This is a genomic window from Acinetobacter sp. D009, from assembly GCF_038562025.1.
In the GTDB taxonomy this organism is placed as follows: domain Bacteria; phylum Pseudomonadota; class Gammaproteobacteria; order Pseudomonadales; family Moraxellaceae; genus Acinetobacter; species Acinetobacter pittii.
In genome coordinates, this window is record NZ_CP151886.1 from 1576498 (window position 1) to 1597810 (window position 21313).

Genomic DNA, 21313 nt, shown 5'->3' on the forward strand with positions numbered 1-21313 from the left:
CCTATGATCTGGAGGAAGGCATGCATGAACGATCAAACAAATAGCGTAGTCGAAGCAGCTGCAAGTACGGCTGCCGCAACTGCAACAAAATTCACTTATGGCTATGTAGTGGGAGGCAGCTTGATCGGTGTAATAGGTAAAATTGATTGGGCCGTTGTCTTTTCAATCTTAATCGGTATAGCAACCTTTCTAACGAACCTTTATTTCAAGAAGCGAGATGAAAAGCGTAAGGACGAGATTCATGCGCTTCAAACGAAGCAATATGAACTTACTAAAAAACGTTTAAAAGGGGATAATGATGAACAGTGAAAACACCCGGACATATTTGGCATACATGGTTATTGCTATGTCATTCCTCTGTGTTCTTGGTTTGTTCTTTATTGAATATCCAGACAAAAACAGAGACTTATTAAACGTTTCTCTGGGAACTTTACTAGGTTTATCTAGCGCCGTAATCGCTTTCTATTTTGGATCTACAAATAAGCAAAAGAAAGAAGCTGAAGATTCAAATCAACAGTAACTATTCAACTTGAAATGCCGCCTTCGAGCGGTTTTTTTACATCTAAAGGAAACTGAAATGAATATTGAACAATATCTTGAAGAACTTATTAAACGTGAAGGGGGGTATGTAAATAACCCCGCAGATCGTGGTGGTGCAACTAAGTACGGCATTACTGAAGCAGTTGCTCGAGCAAACGGATTTAAAGGAAACATGAAGGACTTGTCGCTTGATATGGCCAAGTCTATTTATCGCAAAAACTATTGGACAGCTCCGCGTTTTGACCAGGTTAATGCTGTTTCTTCTGCAGTTGCTGAGGAGTTGTTAGACACAGGAGTAAATTGTGGTACCGGTTTTGCAAAACCCCTTTTACAGCGCGCATTAAATCTATTGAACAATCAGGGAAAAGCAGGGTGGCCAGATCTTGCGGTCGACGGAATTTATGGACCTGCTACGTTAAATGCTCTCAAAACTTATCTGGCCAAACGCGGGAAAGAAGGTGAAAAAGTGCTGGAACGAGTACTTAATATTATGCAAGGCCAACGCTACATAGAAATCTGTGAACGTAATCCAAGCCAGGAACAATTTTTCTATGGCTGGATTTCTAATAGAGTGGTGATCTAAATGACTCAAGCTGAAACAGTCACTGAGCTTACTCCTTATCTTGAGTACTGGAGCAGCGGCATCTATATGTTTAAGTGCCCTGGTTGTAAATATTTACATCCATTTCATGTGAAAGAAGGTGCACATCATAATGCCAGTACTTGGGATTTTAACGGCGATATAAATAAGCCAACGTTTACACCTTCTTTACTTGTTAATGACCATTATCCAGCAAGCCGATGCCATCTGTTTTTGACTGACGGGAAGATTCAATTTTTATCTGACTGTCATCACGAATTGGCTGGTCAAACGGTCGACATGGTTCCGATCGATGTTTAAGTTTTTGATGTTATGTATCCTATTATCAGGATGCTCCGCGCATACGATCAATAGCAATGTTAATGTAGGTATTTGTGTAAAAGCCCTCTAATGAGGGCTTTCATTGAGAAAATATTTGCTCATATTTAACAAAATTAATTACTTTTGAGCAAAAAATGCACAATTTAAATGGTTGGCAATTTATATCAAAAAATCTTTTGACCATTTCTCAACTTTATTGGCATACCATTGCATGAGTTTCTGGCGCTCACTGAAATAGGTAGCCTTATTATAAATACCTTTAGTACCCCGTACTGCATGTGCCAGACTCATTTCAATTGCATCATCCCGCCACAATTCTGACTCATAAGCTGAAGTAGAAAACCTACCTCGCAATCCATGAACTGTTTGTTTGCCCTTGTATGATGTCTTATTAATCGCATTTATAAGACGGATTGAGTACATTGGTTTATTAATATCTTTGAGCTCAGGAAATACCAAAACATTAGACGGGCATTTATCCTTCCACATAAGTAGAATTTCAATTACCTGCTTAGGAAGGGGAACTACGTGTGGTCTTCTTCGTTTCATTCGTGAAGCTGGAATACTCCAACGTTCCTGTTTAAAGCTGAATTCTGGCCATCTAGCCTTACATGCTTCATTCACCCTTACAGCTGTATAAGTAACTAATAGAAATGCTACTTTAAATTCCAAATCTAAACGGCCGTCTTCTTTTAATGCTTTAAAAAGAAAAGGCATTCTTGATTCTGAAATAAATGGGTGGTTTTTAGTTTGGTGAGGCTTTAGGGCATCAGTGAGTGATGTTGCCGGATTAAAATCACAGTAGGCACTTGCTACAGCTAAATGAAAGCATTTTCTTAGCATTTGCAGAACAAATTTTGTGGTTTTGGTTTTCCCTTCATCTTCTAAAATCTTAAGAACTTTTAGAATATCAATTGGTTTGATTTCATTAACTTTGGTTTTTCCTAGAAAGGGCTTTACATGATCTCTATAAGCTTGTTTTTTATAAAGACGAGTTCGATTGCTCCAAAGAGGTTTATTGTATTCAAAGAAATCCTTGAATACTTCATTAAGGGTTTTCATGTTAATGCTCGCTAAAAAAATATAATCTATCTAAGCGATAGTGCAGGCGAGCACAGTTTATTTTTTCGAGAGTTCTTCTCTGATTTTGTCTTTAACCCAATTAGCAAAGTCATCAAGATTATCTGCGAAAGCCAACAAATCAGCTTCTTTATCAATTAAGATAGGTACAGATTTAATTTTCCGTTTGGCTTCATATTTCTTTTTAGCTTTATCAGCCGCTGAGTTATCCACTTGACTTCACCTTGAATCGAGAATATTTTTACATTGACCATCGCTTAGATGGGAAGCCCCGCCGCAATCGGGGCTTCGCTTATTTCTTAGGCATATAACTTGGGATATTTAATTCCTTTATTTGTCGCATCGGGGAATCCCAAGTTTGCCTATATTTTTTTGAACCATCGGCCATTTGTATAGCTAGCTTTTCATAGTGAATAGTAACAATAAAAAAAAGACGGCCATCAATTTTAATCTTTTCTAAATATCTAGATTCTCCATACTCTTTTAGAAGTCTATTCCTAGTCCATTCACTAATAATGTATGCGCAATCATTTAAACCACCGGCATAATCAGCAATTGCATTCGCTACTTTATGATCATCAGGATAAATATCATGTGAGGTATCTGATGGAATTGAATCAGCTAGAGAATGATTTACTCGAGAGAGTGGGTTTCTGAAGACAAAATTAAACTCTTTCATTTTTCAATCTCTACTGCTGGAAGATTTGAATAACGTTGAGACTGCCACTTTTTAGCATAAGATACGATACCTTCAACTATCGCACCATCTTCATTGCGGTAGGTAATTACATCACCGCTTTTGAGAGATTCATCATATTTAGCTGTAGCTTTAGCATCTTTAGTGACTTTGCTTAAGATTGTTAAAGTTTTCATATTTATTTCCTCGCTTAGATTAAGTTCATCAAGAGTCATTGAGCCGCAATCTCTATCTCGATGAATAAAATATATCGTAGTACGATATATTGGTCAATATTTAAGTGAATTATTTTTTAATTTTTTATGGTTAATAGTTCATCAAATCTAAAGGGGTTTTTAGTCAGTTTATCTCTCGACATCCACCAAGTTCGACCAGGTATATAACAAGGACCAACACCGAGCTTTTTCTTTCCGAATTTTGTGTGCACGTTATCAAGCGCCTTCATCAATTGTTCTTTCTTTTCTATCATTTCAAAGTCGGTTAATAGGTCATAGGTATGGCCAGATTTAGGTTCTAGCCCAGTTAGTATCACGCCGCACTTTTTATACTTAATACCTTCTTTATAAATGTGAGATACCATTTTGGTTGCAGCTTTTACGAAATCTAAAGCGCTATCTGTAGGTTCAGAGAACGAACCTGTGATTGATTTATTATAATAAGGGGCACTTTCATCAAATAGGCTTGATTGAACAAATACAAGTAGACAACCACACAGTGACTCTTCATCACGCAATCGCTTACATGCTTCTTGTGCATGCATTGCTATAGCTTCTTTCAAATCATCAAGCTCAGTTACTTTAGCTCCAAAGGAACATGATTTAATAATTTGTTTTTTTGATGGCGGGGTGTCTTCAATCTCAATACATGAGATGCCTTGTAGTTCATTAATTGTACGAGCCATTACTATAGAAAACTGTCGCTGCATTTCACGTGCTTCTGTACAAGCTAGATCCAATACTGTTTTGATTCCCATACCTTGCAACTTTTTAGAGTGCTTACGACCCACGCCCCAAACTTCAGCTACTTCAATTAATGAGAAATAATATTCTTTGTTGCAAGGATCCATGTTTACGAGATCACAAACACTGTTAAAGCCGGGGTTTTTCTTTGCAATGTGATTTGCAATTTTCGATTCTGTTTTACTTCTGCCAATACCTACGCAGACTGGAAGACCTAACCATTTCCATATTTGTTGACGCATTTGCTGACCAACTTTTTCTAAATCAAAGTTCTTCTCATAAGCTGTGAAATCAACAAAGCACTCATCAATCGAGTATGGCTCAACTTCTTCATCCGTTACATATGAACCAAGGATCGTATGAAAACGTCTCGACATTTCTGCATACATTGCATAGTTACTAGATAAAACGACTACATTGTGTTGCTTAACTATGTCTTTAATTTGGAATAACGGCACACCCATTTTAATGCCTAACGCTTTAGATTCATTGCTACGCGCTACGGCACACCCATCGTTATTGCTGAGAACAATCACAGGCTTATTGTTCAAACTTGGGTCAAAGACTCTCTCACAAGCGACGTACATGTTATTGACGTCAATCAAAAAAAAGACTTTGTTCTCATGTTTCATGATCTTTTTCTTGTCATTTTAATGATATGAGTGACAACGCCCCAGATAATTAGTTCCTGACCATCTGCCAGATAAATATTTTTATATTCAGGGTTTTCTGCTTTAAGCCACTGACCCGATTCATCAATCATCAGGCGCTTAACTGTAAAATCATTATCGATTAGTGCGACTACAATATCGCCGTGTTTGGCATCTAAACTACGATCGACAATTAGTTCGTCATCAATTTCGATTCCTGCATTCAACATAGATAAAGATGCAACTTTGACAATAAAGGTTGCAGTTTCGTTTTTGATTAAGTGCTCATTCATATCAAGCGCTTTGTCTATGTAATCCTGTGCAGGGCTAGGGAAGCCAGCAGATATTTTTTCTAAAGCGTAAGGGACAAGCATGTGAGTGGTTGGTATAACTTGCTTGATTGATAAGGCTTCAGACAAAACAATACTACTTTGTAGATATGGTTTTATCTGGATTATGGATGGTGCAATTTCGCTCATAGAATACCCACTAACTTGAATTTGTAACATATTCAAGATGATATGCTAGAGCTTAGTTAAATTTCAAATTTAAAAAGTTGTGGATAAATAATGACTAGTCGTAACTTGTCGCGCTTCATTGCGCATTTGGTCGGAATTTCTTCAATTCTGACCTTGGTTGTGCTACGAACTCATCAGCAGGCATATCTAAGAAAAACTCCTTAGCTTCTTCATGTTTGCAGTGTAGCCAGTCATCTCTTAGCTCTGGTGGAATAACAATGATAGAGCGCTTTTCATCAGTAGGGGCATGGAATTGCTTCATGAAAGGGTGGTGATCAGAATTAATGGTCAGCATACTCATGGATCTGATTTCTTCACCGTTTACTACCGCATATTCATAAATACCAGCAATTGTAAAAGGCATATCATCTTTTCGATAGATTCCCCACCATTCCGGCTTATTGTTGATGTACTTTGGTTCAAAAATTACATCGGCAGGTATTAAACAGAATTGGTTTTTCTTCCAAGCATTTCGGAAGCTGGGCTTTTCGTGAACTGTCTCAGTTCTTGCGTTGTAAGTGTTATGAACTTTCTTAAGTTCCTTAACCCATGGGGCGACTAAGCCGAAGCGTGCTAATCGCCATTCCATTTGTTCTTTTTTAGAGAATAAAAGGGGAGCTTCATAGTTAGGATAGATATGAGATTTATATTCAAATGTTGGCTCAAACAGATCCAGCAAGTGAATTCTATCTTTTGCGATTGGTTCGTAGTTTGAGCACATTTTTTATATCCCTATTAAGCTTATTTATTCTTTATAAACAATGACTATAGGAAATTGTGAAAAATTGATCAATGAGCAATCATTAAAAATTCAAAAGGATGTTAGACTTTTATCATCTAGAATCTGCTGACTTATTAATAATATTATTTTTGCATCTACCTTATACAAAAGTATTATAAATAAATTTGCAAAAAATAATTTAGCAGCATTCTTAGGATTTAATATTTGTAATTATTATTAAATGTTATAATAATTTATATAAAAAAGATTTTTATTTATTTTGGGTAGGGTATGTATACAAATAGCTGTAATTATTGTGGAACTAGATTTTCTACGGATAACTATAATAAAGTATTTTGTTCAGGTCATTGCGCTGATAACTATAGAACTGCAATGCAAAATAAAAACACTCCAATAACTCGCACTCATACTCAGCATGATCATAATATTACACCTGCCCCAGGAATCTCTATTGAAGCTGTAATAGTTATTGCTGTAGGTGGAATAGCTTGGAAATCAATGAAAAATTGGGATGAATTTGAACCAGTAACTAGTCATATTTTACTTGCATTTAATTATCTTTTTTATAAGCCCCTTCATTTTACCACCAATATTTATGATTATTTTACTAGTATAGAGCAGAATCACGGGCATTGGTTATCTGTTGTTAAGTGGGGAGGATCTATATTTTATGTTCTTTTTGTTTTTTCTTTTTATTTAGCAATTATCACAATATTAAATGAAAAAAAGCTTACATGGGTTTGGGTTTTATTTTTAATCTCCCCTTTAATAACACATGGAGCATGGTATTTTTTATATCATAAATGAGATAAAAAAGCCTTGCCTGAATAAAGATTTATTAACTATTGTATTGAAAACAGTAAAATACTATTACTATCAATCAATTCGGCTGCTGAATAGGCCTGATAAACTCTCTTGTCTTTATCTAGCTTCGTATCATGCTCACAACTACATAATTATTTTCCAAACCTAATGACCAGCCTGCCTCTTTAAAGAATGGTTCGCCATACTTAATTGTGTACTCGATATAGAAGTAAACCCAATCTTTCATAAGTTCTTCACTCACTCTTAATAAAAAACAACTATCAACTAAGAATCGATAATAATTCATTTATAACTTATTCAAAATGATAGAATTACTCAGGTTTGAAAGTTGGGTGTGTTTTGCTTAAAAAGCATGCAGTCTACAAATTTTTTTAAATTAATTGAAAAATAAATTTGTAGACTGATTTGTAGACTGTTGAATTGCAAAATACAGCATTGTGGTACAAGCGGATGCAACTTTAATTATGATTAACTATTTGAAAATGCAAGATAAAGCAACCGAATGCAACCATTAACAATCACAGCTAGACTGTCAGGATTCTACTTTTTCTACTATTCCATTGTGGGTACATTCATGCCGTATTGGAATTTATATCTTCAAGATCAGGGATTTAATTATCAAGAAATTGGTGTTTTATCATCAATTGCGATTGTAACTCGTTTTTTTGCGCCTTTAGTTTGGGGGTGGATTGCTGATAAATCTGGTAGGCGGATGTTGCTTGTTCGGATAGCAACTTGGATGGAGTCATGTATATGGTTGGCTATTTTTATAGTACCAAATACTTTTCAATCAGTTGCTTTGCTTATGCTTATTTTTAGTTTCTTTCAAAATGCGATTTTAGCTCAATTTGAGGGAGTGACTTTATTTTGGTTGGGTGATCAAAAAGCTAAACTTTACGGCAAAATTCGTAAGTGGGGATCGGTTGGGTTTATTGTTGGGGTATTCACTATTGGGGCTATTTTAGAAATAGTGCATATTTCAATGCTCCCAATTTTACTATTAATTATCGCGTCGCTAGCATTTATTTGGTCTTTTACAATCCGCGAACCTGATAGCGCGCCTACTTCCCAAAAACATTTAGAACCTTTACTTCCTGTTCTTAAGCGCCCAACAGTGGCTGCATTTTTTGCAATTGAATTTATTCTACTTTTTTCACATGCGCCTTTTTATAGTTTTTATAGTAATTTTCTGAAATCTTTGAATTTCAGTACGACTGAAATTGGATTTTTATGGGCCATGGGCGTTTTTGCTGAAATTTTTATGTTTTCAATTGCCTCAAAGATTTTTCAACGTTTTTCGTGGCGCAGTTTAGTGATAGTGTGTCTGCTAGTGACGAGCATACGTTGGATGCTAGTTGCAGTATTTTCACATTATTTTATTGGTCAACTTTTTGCGCAGTGCTTACATGCCTTTAGTTTTGGTTTATTTCACTTGATCGCAATGAGAGTTATTTTTCAAAACTTTTCTGCTGGACAGCAAGGGCGTGGACAAGCACTTTATAGCACCATGTGGGGGTTAGGTGTCGCTTTTGGTAGTGTTCTGGCTGGGCATTTCTGGAAAACTTTTTCTGGTGAACTCATCTTTATGTGTGCCAGCGTGGTTGTGCTCTTAGGTTTGTGCTTTGTAAAGTGGCTTCCGAAACAAGTCGATTCTTCAACCGCCTAAGTTTGAGATAATACAAAACAAAGAATTTATATTGAAAAAAACAAGTAAATATAAAATTGTTTGATGACTTGTTGTAGCACGTTACAGTTGAAAAATATTGTTTTTATATGGTTATGGAGCAGTGATTTTGTCAAAAAATATGCTAACTTAACTTCATGCGTTTAATGATTAATAAATCTATGAAAAATATTTATATTATTGGATTATTGTGGGCTTGTTCTGGTTTAGCTGTGGCAGAAACGGCTACTCAACAGCCAGCTGAACAACCCGTTCGGACCGCAAGTAATCCTAATGCTATACGTATTGTTACGCGCCCTGAAATTATGGGATTATGGGGAATGGAAATTCCAAATAATAAGAAATGTGTGGAATATTATAACTTTCGTAGTAGTAATGATGTAGTGATCAAAAGCGGTCAGGAATGGTCTTATGGTATTTATGAATATCAACCATCTGATGACCCTAAAGAGCAGCTAGCCGCTTTAGTAATGCAAATTAAATTTGACAATAATAAAGTAGATTGTTCTGGTCAGAGACAAGACCAAACAGGTGATGTCTCACAGTATTTTGTACAATGGAAAAACGACCATACAATCAATTTCTGTTCAACAGCTAAAGGTGAGCAGTGCTTTGCGACTTTACGTCGGGTATTACCATAAAATTATAGATATAAAAAAAGCCTCTTAAAAATAAGAGGCTTTTTTTATTATGCAGTTTCAGCTTTCTTTTCTTCGACTTGCTTTAACAAGTGTTTTTCAAGGTAATGGATATCCATTGCTTGAGAGCAGAAGCTCTTATCTTGCAAAATAAGATCTTTATGTAGAGGAATATTTGTTTTAATTCCTGTAAGGATCATTTCATCTAACGCTTGACGCATACGAGCAATTGAAGTTTCACGGTCTTTACCATGAGAAATCAATTTAGCAATCATAGAGTCATAGTAAGGTGGAATGCTGTATTCTGGGTAGATATGAGAATCTAAACGAATACCAGCGCCGCCTGGCGCATAGAAACTTTCAATTTTACCTGGTGAAGGTAAGAAGGTTGTAGGATCTTCTGCATTGATACGGCATTCAATTGCATGTCCTTGAACTTTGATATCTTCTTGTTGAAGCTCTAGTCCTAGGCCACCAGCAATACGTAACTGTTGTTCAATAATATCGACACCAGTAACCATTTCAGTTACAGGGTGCTCTACCTGAACACGAGTATTCATTTCAATGAAGAAGAATTCACCGTCTTCAAATAAGAATTCAAACGTACCAGCACCACGATACTGCATCAACTGACATGCATGAACACAAGCTTCTAAAATATCAGCTCGAGCTTGCTCTGGTAGGTTTGGTGCAGGTGCTTCTTCTAGTACTTTTTGATGGCGACGTTGTAATGAACAGTCGCGGTCATATAAATGAATTGCATGACCATTACCATCACCAAGAACTTGAACTTCGACATGGCGAGGTTTTTGTAAGAAGCGTTCCATGTAAACGGTATCATCACCGAACCACATTTCTGCATCGCGCTGCGCTGCTTGAACTGATTCAAGTAGTGTATCTACACGCTCAACAATACGCATACCACGACCACCACCACCAGAAGCCGCTTTAACAATAAGCGGGAAGCCGATTTCTTTCGCTTCTGCCAAGGCATTGTGGATAGTTACTGCATGGTCGCAACCTGGTACAGTAGGTACGCCAGCTTTTTTCATGGCAACAATCGCAGAAACTTTATTCCCCATAAGGCGGATATGTTCTGGACGTGGGCCAATAAAAGTAAAGCCTGAACTTTCTACAATTTCAGCAAACTCAGCATTTTCTGAAAGGAAACCATAACCCGGGTGAATAGCATCAGCACCGGTAATTTCTGCAGCAGTAATAATTGCCGGGATATTTAAATAGCTATCACTACTTGCGCCCGGACCAATACATACTGCTTCATCAACAAAACGTAAATGCATCAAATCCTTGTCGGCATCTGAATAGATACCAACAGTCTTGATTCCTAATGTTTTACAAGCCCGGGTAATACGTAAAGCGATTTCACCACGGTTTGCAATTAAAACTTTTTGCAACATAGACGTCCCCGGGGTAATTACGCGCGATAACGGAATAAAGGTTGACCGAATTGGATAACTTCACCATTTTTCACTAAAATTTCTTCAATCACGCCGCTTTGAGTTGCTTCAATTGGGTTCATGATTTTCATTGCTTCAATAATACCCAAAGTTTCACCAGCAGATACTGTTTGGCCTACTTTAACAAATGGTGCTTCACCTGGGCTTGGAGCAGCGTAGAACACGCCAACCATTGGAGAAGTTTCAACTGCTCCACGCGGTGTTTTTGCAACTGGTGCTTCTGCAACAGGAGCAGCCGGAAGTGCTACACCAGCCGCAGCAACGACAGGATTGCGACGAGTTAAAGCGATTGATTGATCACCTTCTTTAACTTCGATCGCTTGCAAGTCAGACTCAATCATTAAATCGATGAGTTTCTTAATTTTGCGGATATCCATGGGCGACTATTCCTAAACTAGTTTGGGTTAGATGGTTGAATTTTTTCAATAGCGTAATCGAGTGCAAAGCGATAGCCTTTTGCACCTAAACCACAAATCACGCCAATTGCTTTATCAGATAAATAAGAATGATGTCTGAATGTCTCTCTTGCATGGACATTCGACAAATGTACTTCAATAAATGGAATGGCAACGCCAAGTAGGGCATCGCGTAGAGCAACAGATGTATGGGTGAGGGCTGCAGGGTTGATAATAATAAGTTTTACGCCTTCAGTTTGTGCCTGATGAATACGATCAACAATGGCACCTTCCCAGTTGCTTTGAAAAGTATCTAATGTGAGTGAAGCTTGTTGAGCTTGGCTAATAAGTTGTTGGTTAATATCATCTAAGGTAAGATGACCATATACTTCTGGTTCGCGTTTTCCCAGCAAATTCAAATTCGGTCCATGAATCACCAAAATGGTCGAACTCATTCAGATTGCTCCAGCTCTAAAGTTGCAAATATTCTTTGCAAGATGTCTGCAAAGTTTGCTTATTATGGCATATGTTTCTACAATTTTTTTATAATTTGTTTTCATCGTCGCAGAAAGGGTATACCAAATTCGGCTTATATATTGTAAATTTTGCGATGATTTAGCAATGTTAAAAAATGACAAAATTTCAAGTAATTTAATGGAGCTTATTTTAAACTGAATTGACAAAAACAGTTCATGTATTTTGTGTAACGGCTATAGAGTTCTCTCCAATCACTAATAGCTCATTCCATCGAGTTAGATAATTTTTTGAACGGTGACATTGTTTCATGTGCCAAGATGGATTACGGGAATGATAACCGACTTGTAAATAGTGACTGCCAAATCGGTTACGAACTGTGCTGAGCGTTTGCATTAATTGTTGTCTTTGCTGAATCAACTCAAGAGGTTGCCATAAATCATCAATGTGATGTTGACGAGGATGCAAACCACAAAATAAAACTCCAATCTTTATATATTTTTTATTTTCTTTATATAAAACATCAATTTGCTGCATGGCTGCTTTTGTTAATATGCATAAATCATCTGTGGCATAATTTAAGCCTATCGCTTGAGAAGACGCTTTTTTATAAGGTGGTTTATCTATTTTTTCATAAAGCATGACCTGAACGTAGGCGCACAGCTGTTCTTGTTTCATTAAACGGCGATGAGCTCGGTTAAGATGAAAAATAAGTGCTTGCTTAATAATTTCAATGCTGGACAAAGCTTGAGCAAAACTGCGTGATGCTAAAATTCGTTTGGTGACAATAGCAGGATCGTCGAGTTGAATACAGGATTGGCCTTTTAGCTCACGAATGGTACGTGCCATAACCACAGAAAAAGCTTTTGCTAGATGATGCTCATTGGCAAAAGTTAAGTCTAAGCATGAATAAATCTCATAGCTACGTAATTGTTTGACTAATTGGTAGCCAATTCCCCAGACTTCTTTAACTGATGTGTGTTGCATGAGGTCTTCAAGAAGCAGAGGATCTAAAGTGGTGAAATTACAAATTCTATTAAAGCTTCTAATTTTTTTAGCATAGTGATTGGCTAATTTTGCTTGAGTTTTTGAATATCCGATGCCAATACAACAAGGTAAGCTTAGCCATTCTTCTAAGGTTTCTACGACTTTGACACAATAAGAATGAATATCTAGAGATTGAAGGTAAGGGGTAAGACGAATAAAACATTCATCTATAGAATAAGCTTCTAAATCATCGGGCGAGAAAAACTCACCAAGAACTGAAAAAAAGCGACGTGACATTTCAGCATATAAAGTGTAGTTGCTTGAATAGACGTGTACACCTGCTTGAAGAGCTTCTTGTTCGATCTGATACCATGGAATACCCATTTTGATACCCATATTTTTTGCTTCTTCACTACGTGATACAACACAGCCGTCGTTGTTAGAAAGTACTACGACTGGTAGGCCAATAAGTTTGGGATTAAATAGCCGCTCACAACTCACATAGCAGTTATTAATGTCTACGAGCGCGTAAATTTCGCGGTGTGAGATTTCCATTATGATTTGCCCCATTAAGAATATTGGTAAAACTACATATTGATATTGTTTTCATAAACACAGTGGGAGGAAGTATTTGATGAAAAAGTTGCATCTTGAATATGTAACAAAATCAAGTTAACAAAATTTTTAGCAGAATACTAGGGTGGTTCTGTGGGTTTAACTTAGGTTAACCATGGAAAAAATAGATAAAGAATTAATATTTTTAATAAAAAAAGGAGATCGCATGGATCTCCTTTTTGTGACACATTCAATGTCAGTTTTTGATTACCACTTATGGCTATAAGAAACTTTCAGCGTTGCACCATTTGCCACTAAATGGCTCGTATTATTACCCGATCTTAATAATTGGCTATAGAGAGGATAGTACTTGCGGTTAAACATGTTCTCTAAACCAATCGTCACAGTGTCTTTTTTGTTAAGCGCAAAGCTACTGATTAAATCTGCTGTTGTATAAGTTTTTACATCATAGCGACCAAAACTATTTACACCGTTTAAGCGGTAATCTTCTGAACCGAAGTAAGTAGCTTGTAGACGATTCGTCCAAGTTTCAGTTGGACTATAAGAAACGTAAGCTGTGAGTTTTAATGGTGGAATACGGAAGCCTGTCATGTCTTGTTCGGTACCGTTTTGCGGTTTTTCACGGCCTTTCATCCAAGTAACGCTACCACCAGTTCCCCAAACATTGGAATCGTCAAGATAGTCAAAAGTTGCTTCAACACCAGTGACTTTCTCTTTCGTTCTAGTCATATCCAAACTATTACTTACTGGTTGCACAGCGCCAAGGTCAGAAGTAGAGTGGAATACAGCTAAACTTGAAGAGAAGTTATTGAAGTTTCCTTTCCAGCCTAACTCATAGTTATCAACTTTTACAGGTTCTAAGAATGATGAACCAAGGTTAAAACCTGTGCTGGCATTGCGAATGACTACACCGACATCAGGCAACTGGAAACCTTGGTTGAATGATGCATAAATCGAGTGTTGATCATTTGGAGAGAAAGTCACATTAGCATTGTATAACCATGCATCAGCTTTTACTTTTCCGCCCTCAACGGTGTAAGGGTTAGGCTTACCTAATTGTGATAATGGAACAAAGCTATCAATTTGGGCATAGCTGTCTTCATAACGCGTACCAGCTTCTGCTGACCATTGGTCATTAAAGCGGTGTTTTAACTGTACAAAGCCACCCAAACTTTGCGTGGTAAGTTCAGGTAAATAAATAAGTTTGCCAATTTTTACAAACTCTAAGCCACCAGATTGATCATAAATATCAGGATCGAAAATATCTAAAGGCATTTCGCTTTTTTCGCGGCTAAAGTCACCACCCCAAACTAGGGATGTATCACCTAAAAACTCAAGCGGTGTGGTCACAGTTAAGCGGCTACCGAGTACGTTATTTTCTTGATAAACCTGATCCACTTGTCCACCACGTGGGCTGACTTTACCTGGAGCAACACGTGCGTCAAATGGTGAAAAACGGGTAAAGAAGTCACGGTAATAAATTTGAGCATCAACTTTATTGCCAAAAAAGTCTTTATGGTTATAGGTTAAATTGTAGATTTGGTTTTCGTTTTTAGTCTGGTCTTTAAGCTTTAAGCCTTTAATGGCTTTGGCTGGTACAGTTCCGGCAGGGGTATTCTTAACACTTGTGTCAGATGCATAATCTGAGTCTTGCTCGGCATTATAGTAGTTTGCAGCAAATTGTAAGTATTGATTGTCATCAATATGATAACCAAGTTTACCACCTACGCTGTAAGCATCGGCATCATATAAATCGCCCTGACTAGGTTCAGGTGCAACACGGTCACCACTTGCATCGTACGGGCTACCAATACGTTGGTAACCAAAGTCGAGTGCATAGTCAAAAGCGTTAAAGCTGCCTGTGAAATATTGATGAATATCGCCACTTAAAGCATTAGAACGGAAATTTGTTAAAGGTGTTTGAAGCCCAACGACTGTTTTTGCTGTAGGTTCGCCACCCGCAGCTTTTGTGGTAATTGAAATAATACCGCCAGAAGCACCGCCACCATAAATTGCGTTGCTGCCTCGAATCACTTCAATGTTGGCAATGCTTTCAGGGTCAATTGCTGAAAGTCCGCGTGATGTGTCACGTGTAAGGTTCATTGGTACGCCATCGACCAAGATGAGGGCATTACGGCCACGTAAAGTTTGACCGTAATCGGTAATGGTTCGGCTTGAATCTGACAGGCCCGGTACGGCTTTTGCTAAAACGGTTGCAATACTTCCAGATGAACCATTTCTTAAAAGTTCAATTTGTTTTTCATCTAGCTTGGTGACTTGTTTGGCAGAGGTAGAGAGTTCATCTGCGCGTGAAGCAGTAATTGTAATTGTCGGGAGAGCTTCGGGTTTCTTTTCTGTTTCTGTAGTTTCAGCAGGTGAAGCAGCAAAAGCTGAATTGGAAAGAATAATGGCCCCACCAAGTGAAAGGAGTGGAATGATATTTTTTACTTCAGACTTCCTCGTAAAAAGTTTGTGACTTTTTATCTTATTTCCCATTGTCTCGCCCTGAGAGTGATTTTAAATTTGTCGAATTATAAGTGAGAATGATTGTAATTCACAATATCGTTGTTGGACAAAAAATAATAAAATTTATTTTTATTAATTGTTGTGTAGAGGAAGGTGCACCCATCGCTCTACACAACTGAAAATTTATGAGATTTCTTTATAAGAATTCAAATGATTTTGATGAGCACGGCGAATAATGCTGCGGTCATCACCGAGTACAAAAAGCTGAACGGATTGTTGTTTCCATGCCGCAATATCTTCAGGTTGTCGGGGAATAGCACAGAAATGCTTTTGACTATTTTTAGTCTTAGCATACATCTCTTGAACTTTTTCTTTCACTTTTGGATGGCTAGATTGCCATGGCATTCCCATAGATTGAGAAAGGTCGGCAGCACCTTCCAGAATAATATCAATACCTTCAACTTTTAATATTTCATCTAGTTGTTCTAGTCCCTCCAAGCTTTCAATCATGGCAACGACAACCGTTTCGTTTGCTGCGTGTTGAACAAAACTAGCTAAATCATCTATGCCATATCGATTTAACCTTGTCGAGTTGAGACCTCTTTGCCCAAGAGGCATATAATGACAATAGTTCACGGCTTCTTTTGCCTGCTGAGCATTTTCTATACGCGGAAAAACAATACCCGTTACCCCTGCATCGAGCAGAGGTAGAACTAAATGGTTGGCGTTTAACGGCACCCTGACAAAGACATCAAGACTCATGGCTCTAGCGGCTAAAATCATGGTCTCGACTTGAGACGTACTAAATAAAGTATGTTCCAAGTCGATAATAATAAAGTTGTAGCCCGCAAGTGCCATTTGCTCGATATTAATTGGAGAAGCTACGGAACAAAAGATTCCGTAGAGCGTCTCGCCATTTGCTATTCGTTTCTTAAAAGAAATCGAATGCTTATTCATATTCAATTTCCTTAATAAGGCTGAGCGGGTTTGGTGTGGTTTGTACTCTTAAGCGAATTTCCGGAAGGAAACGGCGGCTTGCGAGCTGTTCAATATCAATGGTGTCATCTGTAAAGTTAAACAATTCATATCGCTCGGCAAACTCTGGGTGAGCTTCTTTGTGTTGATTAATGATGGTTCTTAACATGGTCCAGAATTTGATTTCATCGAAGTCATAATGTTCATTTAAGAAAATCGCTAACTCAGCCAGATTTACAAACCAAAGCGCATCTTGAGTAAAGTCTCTTAACTCATTTGGAGAGTGGGTTTCCAAGAACGAGTTCGGGTTAATCTTGGCGTGCTCTTTTGGCGCATCTTGTAAGTTGGGTAAAAGGTTCGGCTCACGTAAAAGATGACGATTAAAACGAATTCCATCATGGAAATCTTTCAAAGCCGCTTTAACAGGTAAACCATTTTTATGAATTAATACCATGTTTTGTGCATGTGATTCTAAAGCGAGGCCGTGGCACCATAAAATATGCATGATTGGTAAATAAGCATTGGTAAGTAATTTTTCTAACCAGAACTCAATACCATACTCTTGGATCCACTCATCGATTAGTGGTTTTTGGTCCGTATCAACTTGCATTAGACCCGTTACAGGCGTTGCTGATTCGCCTTCTTTTAAGTAGCTGTAGATACTTTCGCGCCAAATGCAGGCGAGTGCGCCGTATTGAACAGGTAGCGCAATTTGCTGGTTCACTGAAAGGCCGCCAATCTCTCTTAAAATAACAGGCTTGCGCTGTTTTTCTAAAATATGATCTTGCTCAACAATGTTATAAAGCCAGTCACTCATTTTTGCCGCATTTTGAACGGTATGTGGCGCCAATACTCGAGAGGTAGAAGTATTGACCAAGTTCATTGCCAATTTAAGAGAAAGCGCCGAGATGTCGCTAATATTTGATAATGTGCGAATCGACTGTTGCGGTAAATAAGTCGGACCTTCAATATCTAACGGGATGATCAGTTGGTTGCTAATTGCATCTTGATAATATAATTCAATAATTTTATCCCACTGCCACGGGTGAATTGGGGTGAGGATATAATCTTTAAAATCTATATTTTGCTCTTTCAATTGATCGTTAATGGCTTGTAGATCTTTTTCTGAAAAATGCTGTTTATAAAGCTGCTCTAAGTTAATGGTTTCACTTAAAACCAGTTTGCATAAACTGTTATGAGTTGCCACCCATTGAACCGTAAAACCTTCAGAAAGCTCTGGTGCATATTTTTGATTTTCTTTTAAATCGAAGCCGATACGAGACTTAAAACTCGGGTGATATAAATGGGCGTTGGTAATCCGCGCTTCTTGTTCTAAGTAAGGCAAAGTTCTTAAAGGTTGGGCAGGTACTTGGCTCAAAGTCTGCGCATGTTTAACGTAAGTTAAATTGAGTTCATCATTAAAGTTTTGCCATTTAACTGGGTCAGCTTCAATAATATTTTTTAAATCGGCAAGTAGCGTTTTTAAGCTAGGACGAGTTTCAGCATCTAAACTAATATCAGAACGGACTAAACTCGAAGGATTTAACTTAATTCGTTTAAAACTGAAATGTCGTTTGGCCGCACAGGTATAAAAAACAGTATCGGAAATATAAAACTTGATCTGACCTTTAGAAAACTCGTATTTAAAAGTATTTTCAAAAATGAGTGCTTCTAATAATTGGCCCATCACGCGATTTTCCGCGAGAGTTTTATAATCGGTTTGTTGTGTTGCTTGAAGAGGGCAAAGCGCTTCTGCACCGCGATATTTATAAATAGGGTTTTCAACTTCAATCCAGATTGGATTGCCACCACTGTGATAGAGCGTATTTAACATATTTGCCTTAATTGGTAATGTGAGTGAATTAATTAATAAATCGCGATATTGCTGGCCTTTGGCGCTAAAATTTTCTTGCGTGAGCGTAAGGCGTGTGGCTTGCCAAAGTTCAGATTCTTCAACCACGGTAACTCGTGCAATTGCACTGATAAGATGAGCAATGTGATTGATCACAAGGTAATATTTTAAAAAGGTCCAAGCATCTTTTTGAGAGAACCAAACGGTACTATCTTCAGAAATAGATGAGTCATCTTCTATCATTTCTGGAACAATGCTAATGCCTTCCATGTCCCGAAGAATAAGGCGATGTGGATAGCCGTTTTTAAATTCCATTAAACTGTTTTGCATGTGCGCTTCTACGCTAATGCCTTTATTTGCAAACAACTCAATTAATGGAATGAGTGAAACTTTAACGTACTGTTTCCACCAGAAAGTAATGAAGTCTTTCGCGTCTTTCGATTGTAGATTTTGGTTGGGTGCCGCTTGCTGAATAAAGCTTAAAAGCGGGATTTCATAGTTTTCATTTTCTTCAACCAAGCCGCCCAGCATTCGGGTATTTTCTAATACATCTGGCGTGAGTCCTGCTCGATAAATAATGCCAAATGAACTTTCAAGCTCTGGAATTTTGACTGTTTTCGCCTCTAACTCCGGCAGAATCACAAAGTCTGGATATTGCTCATTAATCTTATGATTGATAATAATTTTGCTTGCATCAATGGCACGTTCCATTTCATCCATTGGGTTATTACGAATGAAACTGGTAATTCGCACATCAATGGAGAGCTTTAAGAATAGATTCGATTTAGGTAACCACACTGTACGAACAGATGAGGTTGGCCATACGGTTTGACCTAAAGCTCCAAAATAAATAACGTCTTGGCTATCTAAATGTTTCTTTAAAGATGGATGTTGAAGTAAGAAATTGGCTTGCCACGGATGGGTTGGCATTAGCTCGTAATTTGCTAAGTTTTCTTGTAAACGTTCTTTTGCAGTTTTTAAAACTTCATCTTCAATACGATGAGAAAGCTGTTCTTCACTTACAAGCTTTTGGATTAAAGAAGAATGGATTGCAAAGTAATGAAGTTGGAAACTTGCGCCTAACTCAGGGCTATATTTTTTCATGTCTTCTTTAGAGAAACCTAAATTGGCTTTAGAGGTCACATGAAAAGGGTGCCCATATAACATGCCTTGTTCCGTAGCCTGAAAACCGCTTAACGCTTTAGTTGCTGTTTGGGAAGGCTTATTTTCTAAAAAGAATTTTGTATTTTCGATACTATTGGCAATATCGGAGTACAGGTTCTTATTTTGGTTTTTATCTTTAAATAGACTATTCAACTCATCTGTAATCAGTTTCACTAACTGTTTAGGGTTGGTGAGTGAGTCAAATGTATTGTCGTTTAAGTTTTGCAGGACAAAACCACGTTGATATCGGTGATAACCCGTAGTTGAAAGATGCTGAACTGCACCATAAACAATCGTGTTAGACGCATTAAACGTATAAGCAAAATACAGTGTGTCTGGTTGCTCAGCATATAGGGTGAATAAAGGAGAATCTTGAGCTGGGATAATATGCTTTTCAAGATTTACTTTGAGTTCACGAAAGAAAGTATTCAGGTACTGTTCGAAAAGTTTATAAGACCATGCATCGGTTGTAATAATTGAGTTCATTCTTGTGCCTCTTCTAAAATTGTATCCATTAAGAATCTGTTCAAAATCACCACTAATCCCGCACCGATAAAAAATAGTGAGGTGCAGATTAATGCAGCAGTAATATTGAAAAATGAGTAGGTGAGCGTGATCGTGATTGGGCCAATAAGTTGTCCTAAGACAAAGGCACTGTTAGAAATACCAATCACTTTTCCTTGGCTTTGAGCGCCGGCTTTTAGAGAAATTGTGTGTAAGATCGAAGGAATAAGGGCTGCAAAGCAGAAGCCTTGTATGAGTCGTAATACAAGAATCAGCCAGAGATTAGAAACCCATATCAATGCGAATATCGTGATGCCGCAAATTAAAGATGCGTAAATGAAGTTATTAAAAGAATCTCCTTTATCATCATTTCTTTTCCCCCAATAGGTTGCAGCAATAAAGGCTGCTCCCCATGAAAGCGCATGAATGGTGCCCGTTAAACTCGCAGCAGATAACGATGAGTGAGTGCTTTGGCTTATTTCACTAATGTATAAAACGAAGCAGGACACCAAACCAAAACCGCCGGCTTGAACCAAAATGCCGGCGCTTAACCATGAAAAAATCGTTCTATCAAAGAAAGCCGGAAGCTTGGATTTCTCTTTGGTTTTTGTGACCTCTGCTTTAACGGGATTGGTTAATACAAATGACGCAATCAAAATTAAGGTCATCACAACAAATGCTGTCGCGTTGAGTAATACTTCAACCCGCCATTGATCCATAAATATCCCGCCGAGCACGGGACCACATAGGCAAGCGAGCGCAACACTACTTTGTAGTTGCCCAAAAGCGGCACCACGTTGTTGTTCATTAGAAAGATATGAAATATAGGCATTTAAGATCACAGAAAGACCGCAAAAACCGAGTAAAATTCGCGCGAAAATAAACAGGTATAAATGCTGGGCGCTCGCCATGAGCAGTATTGAAATACAGAAACCTGCCAGAGAAAGTAACAAGGCTTTTTTATGGCCGAATGTGTCGGATAGGTGACCCACAATCGGTGCGGTAAATAAACTGCCAATAGCCGGAGCCGCGAGTGCCAAACCTGCCCAGATAGTGGGAGCACTCATATGCGCCGTCAGTTTTTCCATATAGAGCGGCATGATCGGAATAAGCACCATAAGTCCAAAAGTGGAAAAAAACTGACAGAGCAAAATAATGAAATGATCTAGGCGAGATGAGCGCATGAT

22 protein-coding genes are annotated in these 21313 nt (G+C 37.9%); 7 read left to right on the top strand and 15 right to left on the bottom strand.

Going from position 1 to position 21313, the window contains the following annotated elements:
• Positions 1-24: 24 nt before the first annotated feature.
• The 4 genes from AAC388_RS07440 to AAC388_RS07455 are packed head-to-tail and all read left to right on the top strand — an operon-like array spanning position 25 to position 1441.
• Positions 25-309 carry a phage holin gene (locus tag AAC388_RS07440; protein ID WP_227063330.1) on the top strand — a complete coding sequence of 95 codons (285 nt, stop codon included), beginning with the start codon at positions 25-27 and terminating at the stop codon, positions 307-309.
• A 37-nt stretch (positions 310-346) separates the two neighbouring features.
• A complete protein-coding gene (locus AAC388_RS07445) occupies positions 347-520 on the top strand; it encodes a hypothetical protein (RefSeq protein ID WP_226381308.1) in 174 nt (57 codons plus the stop codon).
• Between the two features lie 57 nt (positions 521-577).
• Entirely contained in the window at positions 578-1123 is a 546-nt protein-coding gene (locus tag AAC388_RS07450; protein WP_227063332.1) for an N-acetylmuramidase, read from the top strand.
• Positions 1124-1441, top strand: a complete 318-nt coding sequence (locus AAC388_RS07455; RefSeq protein WP_227063334.1) for a DUF6527 family protein — start codon at positions 1124-1126, stop codon at positions 1439-1441. It begins immediately after the preceding gene.
• A 180-nt stretch (positions 1442-1621) separates the two neighbouring features.
• Here AAC388_RS07455 and AAC388_RS07460 read toward each other — a convergent pair whose 3' ends face one another.
• The 7 genes from AAC388_RS07460 to AAC388_RS07490 all read right to left on the bottom strand — a co-directional run bounded on the left by AAC388_RS07460 (position 1622) and on the right by AAC388_RS07490 (position 6087).
• A complete protein-coding gene (locus AAC388_RS07460; RefSeq protein ID WP_227063336.1) occupies positions 1622-2524 on the bottom strand; it encodes a tyrosine-type recombinase/integrase in 903 nt (300 codons plus the stop codon).
• Between the two features lie 57 nt (positions 2525-2581).
• Positions 2582-2755, bottom strand: a complete 174-nt coding sequence (locus tag AAC388_RS07465) for a hypothetical protein (protein WP_227063338.1) — start codon at positions 2753-2755, stop codon at positions 2582-2584.
• Positions 2756-2834: 79 nt separating this feature from the next.
• Positions 2835-3221: a hypothetical protein gene (locus AAC388_RS07470; protein ID WP_227063348.1), complete on the bottom strand. Its 387-nt coding sequence runs from the start codon at positions 3219-3221 to the stop codon at positions 2835-2837.
• Complete coding sequence (locus AAC388_RS07475) at positions 3218-3415, bottom strand: hypothetical protein (protein WP_227063350.1); 198 nt, start codon at positions 3413-3415, stop codon at positions 3218-3220. The genes AAC388_RS07470 and AAC388_RS07475 overlap by 4 nt, the downstream gene beginning before the upstream one ends.
• A gap of 116 nt (positions 3416-3531) precedes the next feature.
• Entirely contained in the window at positions 3532-4830 is a 1299-nt protein-coding gene (locus AAC388_RS07480; RefSeq protein WP_227063352.1) for a Y-family DNA polymerase, read from the bottom strand.
• Positions 4827-5327, bottom strand: coding sequence for a translesion error-prone DNA polymerase V autoproteolytic subunit (umuD, locus tag AAC388_RS07485; protein WP_005047213.1), 501 nt, complete (start codon positions 5325-5327; stop codon positions 4827-4829). The genes AAC388_RS07480 and umuD overlap by 4 nt, the downstream gene beginning before the upstream one ends.
• A gap of 115 nt (positions 5328-5442) precedes the next feature.
• A complete protein-coding gene (locus AAC388_RS07490; protein WP_060466255.1) occupies positions 5443-6087 on the bottom strand; it encodes an SOS response-associated peptidase family protein in 645 nt (214 codons plus the stop codon).
• A gap of 291 nt (positions 6088-6378) precedes the next feature.
• Here AAC388_RS07490 and AAC388_RS07495 point away from each other — a divergent pair, with 291 nt between their 5' ends.
• From AAC388_RS07495 to AAC388_RS07505, 3 genes are all read left to right on the top strand, one after another.
• Positions 6379-6915 carry a hypothetical protein gene (locus AAC388_RS07495; RefSeq protein WP_155859644.1) on the top strand — a complete coding sequence of 179 codons (537 nt, stop codon included), beginning with the start codon at positions 6379-6381 and terminating at the stop codon, positions 6913-6915.
• Positions 6916-7435: 520 nt separating this feature from the next.
• A complete protein-coding gene (locus tag AAC388_RS07500; RefSeq protein WP_078220981.1) occupies positions 7436-8599 on the top strand; it encodes an MFS transporter in 1164 nt (387 codons plus the stop codon).
• A gap of 155 nt (positions 8600-8754) precedes the next feature.
• Positions 8755-9258, top strand: a complete 504-nt coding sequence (locus AAC388_RS07505) for a hypothetical protein (protein WP_078220980.1) — start codon at positions 8755-8757, stop codon at positions 9256-9258.
• 47 nt (positions 9259-9305) lie between these two features.
• On the opposite strand, the gene accC is transcribed toward AAC388_RS07505, so the two are convergent.
• The 8 genes from accC to AAC388_RS07545 form a co-directional block, all read right to left on the bottom strand.
• Complete coding sequence (gene accC, locus AAC388_RS07510; RefSeq protein ID WP_002115704.1) at positions 9306-10673, bottom strand: acetyl-CoA carboxylase biotin carboxylase subunit; 1368 nt, start codon at positions 10671-10673, stop codon at positions 9306-9308.
• A 17-nt stretch (positions 10674-10690) separates the two neighbouring features.
• The gene (accB, locus tag AAC388_RS07515; protein WP_000354611.1) at positions 10691-11110 is read right to left on the bottom strand and encodes an acetyl-CoA carboxylase biotin carboxyl carrier protein; all 420 of its coding nucleotides are present in this window, start codon (positions 11108-11110) and stop codon (positions 10691-10693) included.
• A gap of 17 nt (positions 11111-11127) precedes the next feature.
• Positions 11128-11583, bottom strand: coding sequence for a type II 3-dehydroquinate dehydratase (gene aroQ, locus AAC388_RS07520; protein ID WP_078220979.1), 456 nt, complete (start codon positions 11581-11583; stop codon positions 11128-11130).
• A gap of 235 nt (positions 11584-11818) precedes the next feature.
• Entirely contained in the window at positions 11819-13144 is a 1326-nt protein-coding gene (locus AAC388_RS07525; protein WP_342371432.1) for a Y-family DNA polymerase, read from the bottom strand.
• Between the two features lie 267 nt (positions 13145-13411).
• Entirely contained in the window at positions 13412-15661 is a 2250-nt protein-coding gene (locus tag AAC388_RS07530; RefSeq protein ID WP_311083716.1) for a TonB-dependent receptor, read from the bottom strand.
• Positions 15662-15814: 153 nt separating this feature from the next.
• Positions 15815-16588: an aldolase/citrate lyase family protein gene (locus tag AAC388_RS07535; RefSeq protein ID WP_342371433.1), complete on the bottom strand. Its 774-nt coding sequence runs from the start codon at positions 16586-16588 to the stop codon at positions 15815-15817.
• Positions 16581-20108 carry an IucA/IucC family protein gene (locus AAC388_RS07540; RefSeq protein WP_342371434.1) on the bottom strand — a complete coding sequence of 1176 codons (3528 nt, stop codon included), beginning with the start codon at positions 20106-20108 and terminating at the stop codon, positions 16581-16583. The genes AAC388_RS07535 and AAC388_RS07540 overlap by 8 nt, the downstream gene beginning before the upstream one ends.
• The gene (locus AAC388_RS07545; RefSeq protein ID WP_342371435.1) at positions 20105-21310 is read right to left on the bottom strand and encodes an MFS transporter; all 1206 of its coding nucleotides are present in this window, start codon (positions 21308-21310) and stop codon (positions 20105-20107) included. Before AAC388_RS07545 ends, AAC388_RS07540 begins: the two co-directional genes overlap by 4 nt.
• Between the last annotated feature and the right edge of the window lie 3 nt (positions 21311-21313).